Origin of the sequence: Gordonia sp. NPDC127522, assembly GCF_042672305.1 — a bacterium.
Taxonomy (GTDB): Bacteria; Actinomycetota; Actinomycetes; order Mycobacteriales; family Mycobacteriaceae; genus Gordonia; species Gordonia hongkongensis.
In genome coordinates, this window is sequence record NZ_JBHXVK010000013.1 from 16,041 (window position 1) to 32,419 (window position 16,379).

Consider the following 16,379-nt stretch of genomic DNA (forward strand, 5'->3'; position numbering starts at 1 on the left):
GGGGGGAATGGGGAACGCAGGACGAGACGGCAGGCGACGAGGCGAGATGGAGGCCCAACGGTGACCGATGTGGTGCATGTGGCGACGAGGTCCGACGTACCGGCCATCGTGTTCGGTTCGCGTCGCGTCAGCTACGCCGAGTTCGGTGCACGGGTCGACTCACTGGCTCGTCATCTGATCTCCATCGGTGTCGGACCCGACGTCGCCGTCGCGGTCGCCATCCCACGGTCGGTCGAGCTTCTCGTCGCCATCCACGGCATCGTCGCGGCGGGTGGTCACTACGTTCCGCTCGACATCGACGCGCCGTCTGACCGCACGCGGTACATGCTCGACACCGCGGACGCCCGGCTGGCCCTCGTCGCCGCCGATTCCGACGTCGAACTGCCGGCGGGCGTCACCGTGCTGGTGATCGACACGACCGCCGAGGTCGACCTCGCCACCGCACCGGTCACCGACGACGAACGGCTCGCGCCCCTGCAGCCCGCCGATGCGGCGTACACCCTGTTCACGTCGGGGTCGACGGGGCGGCCGAAGGGTGTGACGGTGTCGCATGCGGCGATCGTGAACCGCCTGGAGTGGATGCGGGACTGGTATTCGATCAAGGACTCGGATGTCTTCGTCCAGAAGACCCCGGTGACGTTCGATGTGTCGGTGTGGGAGTTGTTCCTGCCGTTCGCGGTGGGGGCGACGCTGGTGGTGGCCGAGCCGGAGCGGCACGGTGATCCGCGGTATCTGGCGGAGTTGATCACGGCTGAGCGGGTGTCGGTCATCCATTTCGTGCCGTCGATGTTGTCGGTGTTCCTGGATGTCCTGGGCGACCGGGTGGGTGAGCTGTCGTCGTTGCGGTTGACGTTCACCTCGGGTGAGGCGTTGACCGCGCCGGTGGCGCAGGCGTTGGTGGCGGCGTTGCCGGGCAACGAGGTCCACAATCTGTACGGTCCGACCGAGGCGGCGGTGGACGTGACCGCCCATCAGGTGCGGGCGGGGGAGACGTCGGTGCCGATCGGCGTCCCGGTGCCGAGCACCACCACCTTCGTCCTCGACTCGCGACTGCAGCTCGTGCCCTCGGGCGTGCCCGGTGAGCTGTATCTGGGGGGCGTGCAACTCGCCCGCGGTTACGCCTCGCAGCCCGGCCTGACCGCTGAACGCTTCGTCGCCAGTCCCTTCGCGGCTCCCGCACGCGGCGAGGCGGCCGGCAACACCGAGGGTTTCGGTGAACCCGGTGAACGTCTGTACCGTACCGGCGATCTCGTCCGATGGAATGCGCGTGGCCAGCTGGAATACCTGGGCCGCACGGACTTCCAGGTGAAGCTTCGCGGACAGCGACTCGAGCTGGGGGAGGTCGAGTCCGTCCTCATGTCGGCGCCGGGTGTCCTCCACGCGGCGGCCACCGTGGCGAAGGTGTCCGGGCAATCGCACCTCGTCGCCTATGTCTCGCCGGCGTCCGTCGACGTCGACGCGGTGAAATCGGTTGTCGCGCAGACCCTGCCGGCGTACATGCGGCCCACGGTGTGGATGACACTCGAGCAACTGCCGCTGAACAGTGCGGGCAAGGTCGCCCGGCGTAAGTTGCCGGTCCCCGAACTGACCGTCGAGGAGTTCGCCGCACCCGAGTCCGACGCCGAGGCCTCGATCGCGGCCATCGTCGCCGATGTGCTGGGCACCGACCGGGTCAGCGTGACGCAGTCGTTCTTCGACCTCGGCGGCAACTCGCTGTCCGCGGCGCGGGTGGCGGCGCGCGTGGCCGACCTGCTCGACGTCGACGTGTCGGTGGGCGACCTGTTCGACGCGCCGTCGGTGCGGGATCTGGCCGCCCTGGTGTCCGGACGCGGCCGGAGCGTCCCGCGGGTCACCGCGATGCCGCGGCCCGCGCGGTTGCCGTTGTCGACGGCGCAGAGTCGCATGTGGTTCATCAACCAGTTCGACACCGCCTCGGCGGCCTACAACATCCCGATGGCCCTGCGGCTGACCGGAGCCCTCGACCTCGACGCGCTCGCGGCCGCGGTCGGCGACGTGGTCGCCAACCACGAGATCCTGCGCACCACCTACCCCAGCGACGAGCAGGGGCCGTTCCAGCTCGTCACCGATGCCGACACGGCCCGCGCCCGCCTCGACTGGCAGGCGGCGGAGACCGAGGAGGACCTGTTCGTCTCGGCGACCACCGGCTTCGACGTCGCCGCCGACTTCCCACTCCGGGTCCGGGTCCTCCGTCGAGGTCCTGAGGAGGTGGACGTGGTCGTCACCGTGCACCACATCGCCTTCGACGGTGAGTCGACCCCGGTCTTCGTGCGCGACCTGCTCGGCTCGTACCTGGCCCGGACGAACGCCGCGCCACCGGTCGCCGCGCCCGCGGTCCAGTACGCGGACTTCGCGCTGTGGCAGCGCGAATACCTGGGCGCCGCCGACGATCCCGGCGCACCGATGGGGCGTCAGCTCGCGCACTGGCGCGAGGTCCTCGCGGATCTGCCCGCGGTGACCGACCTGCCGATGGATCGCCCGCGACCGGCCGTGCTCGACACCGCGGCCGCCGTCGAGTCCGTGACCGTCGACGACGCGCTCGCCGCCGCACTGGAAGACCTGGCGCGCAACCGCGACGTCACGCTGTTCATGGTCCTGCACGCGGCACTCGCCGTCACCGTCGCGCGGCTCGCCTCGACCCGGGACGTCGTCATCGGCACACCCATCGCCGGCCGCCCCGACGCCGCGCTCCACGACCTCGTCGGCATGTTCGTCAACACGCTCGTGCTGCGCACCGACGTCGACCCGGCATCGACCGTCGACGACCTCATCGCCACGACCCGCGCCACCGACCTCGATGCCTTCGCGCACGCCGACGTGCAATTCGATGATCTGATCGAGGAACTCGCGCCGGAGCGGTCCACGGCCTATCCGCCGCTGGTCCAGATCGCCTACACCCTCGTCGCCGCCGGCGGACGGCCGGAGGAGATCGACCGGGTGGAGCTCTCGGGTCTGAGTGCCGAACCGCTCGGGGCCGCCGCCCCGATCGCCAAGTTCGACCTCACCGTTTCGGTGTCCGAACGGACCGGGTCGTCGCCGATGCGGGCCGACTTCCTGTACGCCACCTCGTTGTTCGACGCCGCGACCATCCGCCGATTCGCCGAGGTCTGGCTGCAGGTGATCGCCGCGATGGCCACCGACCCCTCGCTGCCCGTCGGGGACGTCGACATCGTCGGCATCGACGCCGCCGCCCTCAGCGCGCCGAGCCGCAACTCCGTCGGCGAGACGGGGCCGGCCGCCGACGGCGGGATCACCGAGCCGGTGACCCTCACCGAACTCCTCGCGCGGCGCGACCTCGACCCGCATCGTCCGGCACTGGTCCACGACGGCACCGAGATCTCGTACGCGGACTTCGAGGAACGAACCAATCGTCTCGCACGCCAGTTGATCTCCCGTGGGGTCGGGCCCGGCGACGTGGTCGCCGTCGGCCTCGAGCGGTCGATCGGGTCGGTGGTCGCGGTGTTCGGTGTCATCAAGGCGGGTGCCGCCTACGTGCCGATCGACCCCGCCTACCCGAGCGACCGGATCGCGTTCATGGTGGCCGATTCCGGTGTGCGCCTCGGCATCACCGATGCGCCGACGCGGGACCGGTTGGGTGAATCATCCTGCGAATGGCTCGAACTCGCCTCGCTCGACGATCCGGCCGTCACGGGTGGACCCGTCACCGACGCCGAGCGTCATCGGCCGGTCCTTCTCGACGACCTGGCCTACCTCGTCTACACCTCCGGTTCCACCGGACGGCCGAAGGCGGTCGGGGTTCCGCATCGCGGCATCGCGAACTTCGTCGCCGCGCTGACCGAGGTCACCGGAACGCCGGCGCAGGCCCCCGACACCCGTGTCCTGCACGTCGCCTCCCCGAGCTTCGACGCCTCGGTGCTGGAGATGATGTGGTCGATCGCGGTAGGACACACCCTCGTCGTCGCGCCCGCGTCGGAGTACGCCGGCGATGCACTGGGCCGCATCCTCGAGCGCGATCGGGTCACCGACACCCTCATCACCCCCACGGTGCTGGCGACCGTCGACCCGCGCCGGGGCCGCACCGTCCGCAACCTCGTCACCGGTGGCGAGGCCTGCCCGCCCGAGCTGATCGCGCGGTGGGCCACACCGGAATCCGGCCGCCGGATGTTCAACTTCTACGGCCCGTCGGAGGCCACCGTCTGGGCGACCACCGGACGATCCGAGCCCGGCGCGCCCGTGACCATCGGACGACCGGTCCGCGGCTTCGCCGCCTACGTGCTCGACGGCCGCCTGCACCCGGTACCCCAGGGCGTGGTGGGTGAGCTCTACCTGTCGAGCGGCGACGCGCTGGCGCGCGGATACCTCGGCCGCCCCGGCCTCACCGCGTCGTCGTTCGTGGCCGACCCGTTCGCCCGCGAGGCGGGCCACCGCATGTACGCCACCGGCGACCTGGTGCGGATCACCGCGACCGGCGAGATCGAGTTCGCCGGGCGCGCCGACCACCAGGTCAAGATCAACGGCCAGCGCGTCGAACTCGGCGAGATCGAGTCCGTCCTCGGTGACCAGCCGGGCGTCGGCTCGGTCGTCGTGACCGGTGTCGACGACGACCACGGTCGCACCCGGCTCGTCGCCTACCTCGTGGGCGACGACACCGCCGGCGACCGCCTCGACGCCGGCGCCGTCCTGGCCGGGGCGGCGGATCGGCTTGCCGGACACATGATCCCGCACTCGGCGATGGTGCTCGACGAGCTGCCTGTGACCCCGGGCGGCAAGCTCGACCGGCGCGCGCTGCCGGTGCCCGAGTTCACCACGCCCGCCGACGGGTACGTCGCACCGGCGACGACCGCCGAGGAGACCCTCGCGGCGATCGTCGCGGGGCTGCTGGGGCTCGGCACCGTCTCGGTCACCGAGTCTTTCTTCGCACTCGGCGGGGACTCGATCATGTCCATTCAGCTCGCGTCCGCCGCGAAGGCCGCCGGACTGTCCCTGTCGCCGCGAGAGATCTTCGAACAGAAGACCATTCGCGCGATGGCGCGGGTCGCGTCGACGGGTGGCGACCGGGCGCCGCTGCTCGCGGAGCCCACCGACGATCCCGCCGGCCGGGTCGATCTCCCGCCGATCGTGTCCTGGCTCGTCGACGCCGCGCGGACGCCGGCCGACCTCGCCGACTTCAACCAGTCGATGGTGCTCACGGCACCGGCCGGACTCACCGTCGCCCACCTCGGCGAGGTGCTCGGCGCGGTCGTCGACGCGCATCCGATGCTGGGTGCGCGCCTGGAGTCCGCCGGTGACACCCGGATCGGTGACACCCAGACCAGTGACACCCAGACCAGTGACACTTGGACCCTCACGACCGGAACACCTTTCGATCCTGGCGCCTCGATCGTGTCGGTGGCGACGGACACCGTGCCCGGCGAGGCCGGGTTCGCGAATGCGCTGGTCGACGCGCATGCGCAGGCGGCGCGCCGCCTCGACCCGGCCGCCGGGCGGCTGGTCGCCGCGACGGTGGTCAGCGGCGCCGCCCCACAGGGTTCTCCCGACGAGGCGGATCGGCCCGTACGAATCGTGCTGGTACTGCACCACCTCGGCGTCGACGCGGTGTCCTGGCCGATCCTTATCGAGGATCTGCTCACCGTCCACGCCCAGCTGACCGCGGGGCAACCGGCGGCGGTTCGCGCCGAGGAGACCTCGCAACGTGCGTGGCAGAGGGCACTCACCGCGCAACTCGACGCCCGTCGGGGCGAAGCCGGGTACTGGCTCGAGCGCTCCCCGGCCGTCCCGACCGACTTCGGCGCGCCGCTCGACCCCGACCGCGACCGATACGGCACCCTGACCTCGATCGTCCACCGCGTCGACCCGGCCATCGTCGACCCGTTGACGACGACTGTGCCCGAGGCATTCTCGGCGTCGGTGGTCGACGTACTGCTCGGCGCCCTCGCGCGCGCGGTCCGCTCCTGGCAACATGATCGCGGCATCGCCGACGCCGCTCCCGTCACCGTGCTCACCGAGGGGCACGGCCGATACGAGGACGTCCTGCTCACCGGCCCGGACCCGCGTCGCGCCGACCTGTCGCGCACGGTCGGCTGGTTCACCTCGATCGCCCCGCTCGCCCTCGATCCGGCCGACGACGTCGTCCACGCGGTCAAGGCGGCCAAGGAAGAACGTCTCGGCATGCCCGACTCCGGGATCGGTTTCGGCCTGCTGCGTTACGCCGCCGACGGCCGCGGCCCCGGCGACCCGGCCGCGCAACTGCATTCGCGTCCGCTGCCGACGATCGCGTTCAACTATCTCGGGACCCGCGGTACGACCGGTCAGCGCGAGGACCCGACGACCCCGGACGGGGCCGACCCCCTGTCGTCGGTCGCCCCGTCGTCCGACACCGCAGCACCGGCCGGCGCGGGCTTCCTGCCCGCACCCGACGCGCCGTTCCTGCCGGCCACGGTGTCCGACGGGGTCGCGGCCATGAGCGTGCTGACGGTCAACGCGAGCACCGGTGCGTCTTCGAAGGGTCGTGTGCTCTCGGCCGATCTGCAGTTCCCCGCGGCGATCCTGTCGCCGGAGGACGTCCGCGACATCGCACGACGGTGGACCGCGGAACTCGCCGACGTCGTCCGCCTCGTCACCGACGGCGTCGACGTCGGCCGCTCGCCGTCGGACGTCCCGGGCGCCGAGGTGACCCAGCACGATCTGGACATCGTGGCGCAGCGGTTCCCCGGCGCGCATGTCTGGGCCCTGTCGCCGCTGCAACGCGGACTGTACTTCCAGTCCCAACTGGCGGGCAGCGACGAACTCGATGTGTACGTGACGCAAGCGGTTCTGCACCTCGAGGGCGAGGTCGACCTCGAGCGGCTGCGCACCGCGGTGGTCGCACTGCTCGATCACCACCGCACCCTCAAGTCGGGCTTCGTCCGGGTGCCCAGCGGGCACGTGGTCACCGTCGTGCCCGAGACGGTGCCGCTGCGCTGGCGCGTGCTCGACGTGCCGACCACCGCCGAGGTGGATGTCCGGGCTGCCGTCGACGAGGTGTCGGCGGCCGAGCGCACCGAACCGTTCGACCTCGCCGACCCGCCGCTGCTGCGAGCGGTGGTCGTGCGCCACGCACAGGGCACGAGCGTGGTCATCACCAACCATCACATCCTGTTCGACGGCTGGTCCGGGCCACTCGTGTTGGCCGACCTGCTGGCGCTCTACGCGACCGGGACCCCGTTCACCGGTCAGGGAACGACCGAACGCACCGACTTCGCCGACTACCTGGCCCGCATCGCCGACACCGATCTCGACGCCGGTCTCGCGGCGTGGCGACGAGTCCTCGAACCGGTCGAGGAGCCGACCCTGGTCGCCCCCGGACTCACCGGCCACGCCGTCGAGGATGCCGAGAACGACTCCGCGGCAGACCATCTGCCGCGCGAGCATCGCTGGGTCCTCGAACCCGACCTGGTCTCGGGGCTCGAGCGGACGGCGCGGCAATCCGGTTCGACGACGGCCACGGTGTTGCAGCTCGCCTGGGCGGTGCTGCTGTCCCGGCTGACCGACAACCGGGTGGTCACCTTCGGCGAGACCGTGTCCGGACGTCCCGCCGGACTCGACGGCGTCGAGTCGATGGTCGGCCTGTTCATCAACACGCTGCCCGCCGTCGTCGACGTCGACCCGGAGGCGACGATCGCCGAGGTGCTCGGCCGGTTGCAGTCGGACAAGACCGCCGTGCTCGATCATCAGCACATCGGCTTGCCCGAGATCCTCACCGCCGTCGGACGGCCACAGCTGTTCGACACCCTGACCGTGCACGAGTCCTACCCCGTCGACAACGACTCACTGGCCGGCGGTGCCGCCAGTGCAGCAGTGGGACTGGCGATCAGGGACGTCGAGGTCTCCGACGCCACGCACTACCCGCTCAACCTCGCGACCTCGCCGACCGCGTCGGGCATCGCGGTCCGCTTGACCTACCTTCCCGATGCCTTCGCCACCGACGAGATCGCGGTCTTCGCGCGGTCCCTCGAGCGCATCCTGCAGGCCATCGCGGGCGACGCACAGACCCGGATCGCCGACATCCCACCGATGTCGAAGGACGACGAGGCCCGCCTCGACACGTGGGCGACCGGCCCGGAGCTGATCCCGTCCGGCACCCATGTCGCCGATCTCCTTCTCGAGCGCGTCGCCGCGTCACCCGACGCGATCGCGGTGAAGAGTCCGGCCGGGGCCTCGACCCACGCGCAATGGACCTATGCCGAATTGGGCAGCAGGGTGAGCGTTCTCGCCCGGCGGCTGGTGGCTCTGGGGGTCGGACCGGAGGTCGCGGTCGGCGTGTGCATCCCGCGGTCGACGGAGATGATCGTCGCCGTCCACGCGATTCTCGCCGCCGGTGGGCAATTCGTGCCGATGGACCCGGCCGCGCCGGCCGATCGCATCGACTATCTGGCGCGCACCGCCGATGTCGCGGCGGTGCTGATCGGTCCGGGACAGGTCCCGGTGGGCATCGAGGCCCTCGACCCCGGTGTGACCGTCGTGGCCGTCGACGACGACTCGGATGCCGGTGAGCCGGCGTCGCTCTTCGCGCCGGCGGAGCGTTCGTCGGCAGTCGTCGGCGCGAATCCGGCCTACACCATCTTCACGTCGGGTTCGACCGGTCGACCCAAGGGCGTCACGGTGAGTCACGAAACCCTGCGCGCCCATCTCGACTACGACCGCGGCGCCTACGATTTCGGCTCCGATGATGTCTTCCTGCAGGTGTTGGAGCTGACCTTCGACCCGTCCGTCGGCGAGATCCTGCGCCCGCCGCTCTCGGGTGGACGGCTCGTCGTGATGGAGCCCGGTGCCCACCGGGATCCGGTCGCCGTCCTGCGCTACCTCGCGGACTTCGGCGTGACGTCGGCGACGCTGGTGCCCTCGATGCTCGCCGTGCTCACCGAGGTCGCCGATCCCGAACAGCTGCGCGGTCTCGCACGGCTGCGCTACCTGCACACGGGCGGCGAGGCGCTCCCGCAGAGCGTCGCCGAGACGGTACGGGAGCTGATCCCGCACGCGCCGATCCGCAACCAGTACGGACCGACCGAGGCGACGATCTACGCGACCGTCGCGCGGGTCGCGGGCGACTCGGTCTCCATCGGGCGGCCCGTGGCGAACACCACCGCGCTGGTGCTCGACCATCGGTTGCGACCGGTGGCACCGGGATTCACCGGCGAGCTGTACCTCGGCGGCATCCAGCTGGCACGCGGATACACCTCGCGACCCGCGCTCACGGCCGAACGCTTCGTGCCGAACCCCTACGGCGCGCCGGGGTCCCGTCTGTACCGGACCGGTGACCTGGTCCGCTGGCGAGCCGACGGCGAGCTGGAATACCAGGGCCGCACGGACTTCCAGGTGAAGCTGCGTGGCCAGCGGATCGAGCTCGGCGAGATCGAGTCGGCCCTCACGTCGGCGCCGGGCGTCGTGTACGCGGCGGCGGCCGTCGTCGAGACCCCGGCGGGGCAGCAACTCGTGGCCTACCTGACGCCGGCCTCGGTGGACCTGGATGCGGTCAAACACTCTGTGGCGCAAGCGCTCCCGGAGTTCATGCGTCCCGGGATGTGGATGCTGCTCGACGAGATGCCGCTGAGCAGCGCGGGCAAGATCGTGCGACAGCAGTTGCCCGCGCCGACCGTCGACACCGCCGCGATCGTGCCGGTCGCCGGCCCGCGGGAAGCGGCGGCGGCGTCGGTCTTCGCCGAGCTGCTGTCGATGTCGCCGGAGAACGTCGGCGCCACCACGAATTTCTTCGACATCGGCGGCAATTCGCTGTCGGCGATGCGGGCAGCCGCCCGGCTCGGGGACGCCCTCGATGTCGACGTGACGGTGCGTGACGTCTTCGAGGCGCCGACGCCGCGCCTGCTGGCCGAACGCCTCGGCGACCGTACCGGCGGACTCCCGCCCATCGTCGCGGTGACGCCTCGTCCCGACCGGATCCCGCTGTCGTACGCCCAGCAGCGGATGTGGTTCATCAACCGCTTCGATCCGACGCTGGCGGCCTACAACATCCCGGCGGTGATGCGCCTGACCGGTGATCTCGATCCGGCCGCGCTCGGCGCCGCGATCGCCGACGTCGTCGCGCGCCATGACATCCTCCGCACCACCTATCCCGAAACCGGCGGTCAGCCGGTACAGCTGATCGCCCCGGTGGCCGACATCGCGACCCGGCTCGACCACGAGTTCGTGCCGGCCGCAGCCGGGCGCGACGGGGGAGAGGTCGTACTGGCCGCCGTCACAACGGGATTCGACCTCGCCGTCGACTGGCCGGTGCGGACCAGGCTGATCGAGATCGGAACCGGTTCCGGAGCATCCGAGTACATTCTCGCGGTGGTCCTGCACCACGTGGCGTCCGACGGCGAATCCCTCGGGCCGCTGGTCACCGATCTCACCGCCGCCTACCTGGCACGGGCAGCCGGTACAGAGCCGTCGTTCGAGCCGCTGCCCGTCCAATACGCCGATTACGCCATCTGGCAGCGCCGCGCCCTCGGCGATGTCGACGACGCGGCGTCGGTGATGGGTGCCCAGCTGGAGTACTGGAGCGCGCACCTGGCCGGGATGCCCGATCTCCTGGAACTCCCGACGGATCGGCCTCGCCCGGCGGTCGCGTCGCAGCGTGGCGCGCGGGTGTCCTTTCCGATCCCGGCGGACGTCACCGCCCGGATCGACACCGTCGCCGATGAGTTCGGGGTCACCCCGTTCATGGTGCTGCACGCGGCGCTGGCGGTCCTGCTCGCCGACCTGTCGGGAACCGACGACGTGGCGATCGGCACGCCGATCGCCGGACGTGGTGCCGCGGTACTCGATCCGCTGGTCGGCATGTTCGTGAACACGCTCGTGCTGCGTACCGCCCACGCGGCCGGTGACACGTTCGTCGACGTCCTCGGTCGCGTCCGACGCGTCGACCTCGATGCCTTCGCCCATGCCGATCTGCCGTTCGAGACCCTCGTCGACCGGCTCAACCCGGTTCGTTCCGAGGCGTTCGCCCCGCTCACCCAGGTGTGGCTGACCCTGGACCAGGCGGTGGTCCCCGAGCTCGCCGGACAGTCGCTGTCGGCCGATCTCGGCGACATCTCGGTCAGCCCGCTCGACGCGGGCGAGGTGCCGGCGAAGGTCGATCTGCTGTTCTCGATCGCGAAGGCGGAGGCGGGCGAGACCTGGTCGGCGGCACTGCAATACGCCACCGATCTGTTCGCGGAATCCACCGCCACCGGCTTCACGGCCCGGTTCGTCAATCTGCTCGGCGCGCTCACCGCGACCCCGAGCGCCCCGGTTGCGGCGGCGCCCATCCTGCTGGCCGGTGAGGCCGAGTCCCTGGTGCCGGTACACGGCGGCCAGGCCGCCGAGGCCGTGTTGCTGGGCGAGCTCTTCACCGAGGCCGGTACGCGGTACCGGCGTCGTACCGCGGTGGTCGACGCCTCGGGAGCCACCCTGTCGTACTCGGCGCTGCACGCCCGGTCCAACCGCCTGGCGCGCTGGCTGATCGGTCGCGGTGTCGGTGCGGAAACACTGGTGGCGCTTGCGATTCCCCGGTCCGTCGACCTGTTGGTCGCGATCTGGGCGGTCGCGAAGACCGGCGGCGGTTACGTTCCCATCGATCCGGATTACCCTGCCGAACGGGTCGCGACGATGGTGGAGGACTCCGGCGCCCGGATGGGACTGTCGGTCCACGCCGTCGGCGCGTTGCCGGACGAGGGCTTCGAGTGGCTCCGCCTCGACGGCGCCGCGGTGGCCGCCGAACTCGACGCCACGTCGGATGCCCCGGTGGACCCGGCCGAGCAGACCGGTCCGGTCCGGACCGACAACGTCGCCTACGTCATCTACACCTCGGGGTCGACGGGACGCCCCAAGGGCGTCGCGGTGTCGCACTCGGGACTGAAGAACTTCGCCGTCGCGAAGTCGAGGGCGCTGGGAACCGAGGACGGGGCGGTGGTCCTGGGATTCGCGTCCCCGAGCTTCGACGCCTCGGTGCTCGAGTACCTCCTCGCGACGGTCAACGGCGGCACGCTCGTCTATCGGCCGTCGACCGCGGTCGGCGGTGCGGACCTGCAGGAGTTCATGCAGCGACACGAGGTCGCGACGACCTTCCTCACGCCGTCGGTGCTGTCGACGCTCGACCCGGCCGCGTTGCCCAGCCTGCAGGCGGTCTCCGTCGGCGGCGAGGCCGTGCCGCAGTCGGTGATGGACGCCTGGGCGCCGCACACCCGCATCCACAACGGATACGGCCCGACGGAGACGACGATCATGGTCGCGGTCTCCGACGCGGCGACGCCCGGCGACCCGGTCCGCCTCGGTGGTCCGCTGCCCGGCCTCGAGTTCCTCGTGCTCGACGCCCACCTGCGTCCGGTGCCGGTCGGTGTGGCCGGCGAGCTCTACGTCCTCGGCCCCGCACTCTCGCGCGGTTATCTCGACCAGCCCGGCCTGACCGCCGCGCGGTTCGTCGCCAGTCCGCTCGCCGGGTCCGGACGCCGCATGTACCGGACCGGCGACGTCGTGCGCTGGCGCGAGTCACCGTCGGGCGACCTCACGCTCGAGTACTCCGGCCGCAGCGACGACCAGGTGAAGCTACGCGGCCTGCGCATCGAACTCGGCGAGATCGAGGCGGTGCTGCGCTCGGCGCCCGAGGTGCGTTCCGCGGTCGTCGTCGGCATCGGCTCGTCGGGGACCCCGGGTTCGGTGGCGTCGAGCCTCGCCGCCTATGTCGTCGGTGACGGTGTAGAGGTGGACGCTCTGCGTGGTCTGCTGGCCGCGCAGCTGCCCGGACACATGGTGCCCGCGTCGATCACGGTGCTCGACGAGTTCCCGCTGACCCCGGTCGGCAAGCTGGACCGAGCGGCGCTGCCTTCTCCCGAGGTGGCTTCCGTCGAATTCGTCGCCCCGGCCACCCCGGTCGAGCAGGCGATCGCCGATGCCTACACCGAGGTCCTCGGCGTCGAACAGATCGGTGCCACCGACAGCTTCTTCGACCTCGGCGGCAACTCACTCTCGGCCACCCGGGTCGCGGCGGCGCTGCGCGACCGAAACGGCTTCGAGATCGAACTCGCGTGGTTGTTCAGCGATCCGACGGTGCGTGGCCTGGCCCACCGACTGGCCGAGGACAACGCGGTGAGCAACGACGTGGTGATCAGCCTCCGCGGCGAGGGTTCGCGGCCGCCGCTCTTCTGCGTGCACCCGGCCGGCGGCCTGGCGTGGTTCTACGGCGGGCTGGCACCACATCTGCGGGACCGGCCCATCTACGGACTGCAGGACCCGCATGTGGTGACCGGAGAGCCGAGCGTGACCGACGCGCGGGTGCTGGCCCGGCGCTATGTCGAGGAGATCCGGCGGGTCCAGCCGCATGGCCCCTACCATCTGCTCGGCTGGTCGGTCGGCGGCGTGATCGCCCACGCGATGGCCGTACACCTCGTGGAACTCGGGGAGCAGGTCGCCTACCTGGGGATCATGGACTCCCGCCCAGAGGACGAACCGGTGATCGTCCACGACGTCCCGCAGCACGGGGGGGCGGCCGCGGCGGAGCCCGGGCCGGCGATCGAGCCGGACGCGTCCACCGTGGTCGATGTCCTCGGCGGTTGGCGGGATCTCTTCGATCTCGGCGACGACATGCAGGCGTCCACCTCCGAGGAGGTCACCGCGATCATCCGGCAGCAGATCTCCGGCATGGGCCTGCTCGCGGAGGATCAGGTGGAGCGCATCATGGACAGCTTCGAGTCCTCGACCCAGGTGGTCCTCGACTACCGGCCCGATGTCTTCGCCGGCGACATACACGTGTTCACCGCGACCGAGGACAAGGACGACCCGTCCACCCTGGCCGCGGCCTGGCGGCCGTTCGTCACCGGCACCGTCGACAACGTCGACGTGGCCACCCACCATTTGGGGATGGCGAACGCCGACGCCCTCGCGGTCGTCGGACCGGCGCTCGATGCCCAGCTGTCGCAGGTCGACGGCGCCGGCGAGCGGACACCGGAATGAGGGGATTTGCGTGACATCATCGACCTGACCTCGCGTGAATCCGGGCGGCGAGCCACTACGTTCGACAACAACAAAGCAGGCGGGTGACGACAGTCGCCGTGCCGATGGAGAAAGGACACCCATGACGAACCCATTCGACGACGAGGACGGCCGCTTCTACGTGCTCGTGAACGACGAGAACCAGCACTCGCTGTGGCCGACGTTCGCCGACATCCCAGCCGGGTGGACCAAGGTCTTCGGCGAGGACAGCCGCGCCGCGTGCCTGGAGTACGTGGAGCAGAACTGGACCGACCTCCGGCCCAAGAGCCTCATCGAGGCGATGGAGGCGGACAAGAGCGGCGACGCCTGAGTCGGCGACGGGCCCGACACTCGCGATCGCGAAAGTCGGTCGTGCTCGAATGTCAGGACAGTTGCACGTGGATAACAGGTAAAGAATCAACCCAGTGGTGACCTGTCGCAACTGCAGTCACAGCCGTAACATCGGAGTGCAGCACAGTTACCGAAATTGTTGTGGAATATCCCACACATGTTGAGTCAGTGTTCTACTAGTTGAATGAGGTAGGGCACACTTGGTTGAAGGATCGCATGAGTACCAACGTCAGGGGAGGCGGGGACACAGCGATCGACGCTCCACGGGCGGGAAGGCAGTAATCATGGACCAGCTACTACTGGATGACATCCAGACACGAGGGGCGATCACGCCCCACCTGACCGCAGTTCGGCTGGGCGATGACGCTCTCACCTACGGTGAACTCGCCGATCGCGTCGAGGACTACGGCAGCGTGCTGGCCGAGTACGGGATGTCGCCGACCTCGGCGTTCTACGCCGCCCTGATGCACTGCATGCCGTCTCTCGTGGACATCGACCCGGTTGATTCCCGGTTGCAGGTCATTGGCGAGATCCAGGCCTGGCTCGGCCGCGAGCGCGGCGAGGTCGCCTCGGTCCGGCCCCGACTCCGCGCGGTCAGCTAGAGACCGGCATCGACATACCCGACGAGACCCGCCGACAGGCGGGTCTCGTTGTTTCTGTGGTCGTGCGACTGTGGCGGCGACAAGCGTGGCGGCGGCAGGCCTCGAAGAGTGCGCCTGTCGGCTACAGCCCGGCGAGGAGCAGAACGAGAAAGAGGATCGGGCCGCCCACGATCACGCTGCCGGCGCCGGTCACGATGCCCGTGATCGCGCGACCGGTGCCCTTGCGCTCCGCGGGGGCGCGTCGAACCTGCCGGACTCCGACCGCGCCGGCGACGACGGCGATCAGTCCGAGGATCGCGCCCAGTCCCAGCAGGAGGGTCAGGGGAATGGAGATCAGCCCGGTGGTGAGCGCCAGCGAGGCAGCCGGAGCGACGGAACGGCCGCCGACGGGCCTGGTCAGGTACGGCGCCGGACGCGCCGGAAAGGTCCGCGCGGGCAGCGGCATCGCGGCAAGGGGTGCCCGACCGGCGTTCTCCAGGTCCCAGAAATCGCCCACCGGCGGCAATGCGGCATGCTCTCGTGCCGGCAGCCGGCCGGCGTCGCGCCTCACCATCCGCGGTGACGATTCCGCCGCGGGCTCGACCCTGGTCGGCGGCTTCGGCGACGCGGGTACCCCAACGTGTACGTCGACCCGCGTGCCGGTCGGTTCGGCCGCAGCCGGCAACTCGGTGTCGTCGAGATCGTTGACGAGCGGCCACCGCGCGTGCCGCTTGGTCACCGGCGGAGCGAACGGTTGGGTGGGTTGATCGGTACGCACGTACACCTCCTCGCCGCCCGGCTCCGGGTCGGAACCGCACCCGTCCGAGTGTAGGCGAGGAGGCGACGTACGCCGTGGGTCTAGTTGCCCTCTTGCTGGCCGGGATTCAGGTTGATCATCTGCTGAATGGCGTCGCCGCTGAGTTTCCAGTCGCCGTCGACCTTGACGAAGCCGAGCTGGATGTCGACCGGCGTCGAGGAATGCGGGCTCTTCACGGCGACGGTCGCGGTGGCCTTGTCGCCGTCCTCGGTGACCTCTTTCACCGAGAACGCGTCCGGGGTGTATCCCGCGGCGGAGGCGCCCTTGGCGAAGGCCATCGCGGCCGGTTTGGTCGCGGGGTTGGTGACGTCGATGACCTGGTCGAGCTCCTCGGAGGAGGTGTTCGGGTCGATGGCCTGGCGCAGGGTTTCCTGTGCGTCGTCATTGCTGAGGCCGGTGACCTCGTCGACCGCGTCGCTGGCGGCGGTCTCGACCTGACTCGCCGCGGACTCGACGGCGGTGGACACCGCGCTCGTCGCCTCGTCGACGGTGTCGGTGGACTCCGAACAGCCGGTGGCGACGAACAAAGCGGCCCCGGCGAGGGTGACGGCAGCGACGGACTTCCGGATCTTCATGCGACTCTCCTCGATGCAGTTGTCTATCCGCGGCGCTTCTCCGCAGTGAGCCAACACTAACTCACCGGCCACCGGAATTAATCGGACCGCGGT

The 16,379-nt window shown here is 70.4% G+C and carries 5 protein-coding genes; 3 read left to right on the forward strand and 2 right to left on the reverse strand.

What is annotated here, in order from left to right; genetic code table 11:
* The first annotated feature begins 60 nt into the window (after positions 1 to 60).
* The 3 genes from ACFVHY_RS18020 (at position 61) to ACFVHY_RS18030 (ending at position 14,915) form a co-directional block, all read left to right on the forward strand.
* Positions 61 to 13,944 carry an amino acid adenylation domain-containing protein gene (locus ACFVHY_RS18020; protein ID WP_390274316.1) on the forward strand — a complete coding sequence of 4,628 codons (13,884 nt, stop codon included), beginning with the start codon at positions 61 to 63 and terminating at the stop codon, positions 13,942 to 13,944.
* A gap of 121 nt (positions 13,945 to 14,065) precedes the next feature.
* Positions 14,066 to 14,293, forward strand: coding sequence for an MbtH family protein (locus ACFVHY_RS18025; protein WP_006360234.1), 228 nt, complete (start codon positions 14,066 to 14,068; stop codon positions 14,291 to 14,293).
* Between the two features lie 304 nt (positions 14,294 to 14,597).
* Positions 14,598 to 14,915 (forward strand): hypothetical protein, encoded by a 318-nt coding sequence (locus ACFVHY_RS18030; protein ID WP_006360233.1) that lies wholly within the window; start codon positions 14,598 to 14,600, stop codon positions 14,913 to 14,915.
* Positions 14,916 to 15,036: 121 nt separating this feature from the next.
* Here the strand turns inward: ACFVHY_RS18030 and ACFVHY_RS18035 are convergent, their stop codons facing one another.
* Both ACFVHY_RS18035 and ACFVHY_RS18040 read right to left on the reverse strand, forming a co-directional pair.
* Entirely contained in the window at positions 15,037 to 15,672 is a 636-nt protein-coding gene (locus ACFVHY_RS18035) for a DUF4190 domain-containing protein (protein ID WP_390274320.1), read from the reverse strand.
* 80 nt (positions 15,673 to 15,752) lie between these two features.
* Positions 15,753 to 16,286 carry a DUF4878 domain-containing protein gene (locus tag ACFVHY_RS18040; RefSeq protein ID WP_390274322.1) on the reverse strand — a complete coding sequence of 178 codons (534 nt, stop codon included), beginning with the start codon at positions 16,284 to 16,286 and terminating at the stop codon, positions 15,753 to 15,755.
* Positions 16,287 to 16,379 lie beyond the last annotated feature (93 nt).

Excerpts from the sequence above, each read along its gene's own strand:
- ACFVHY_RS18025 (WP_006360234.1), top strand. The coding sequence starts at position 14,066 with ATGACGAACCCATTCGACGACGAGGACGGCCGCTTCTACGTGCTCGTG.
- ACFVHY_RS18030 (WP_006360233.1), top strand. The coding sequence starts at position 14,598 with ATGGACCAGCTACTACTGGATGACATCCAGACACGAGGGGCGATCACG.
- ACFVHY_RS18040 (WP_390274322.1), bottom strand. The coding sequence starts at position 16,286 with ATGAAGATCCGGAAGTCCGTCGCTGCCGTCACCCTCGCCGGGGCCGCT.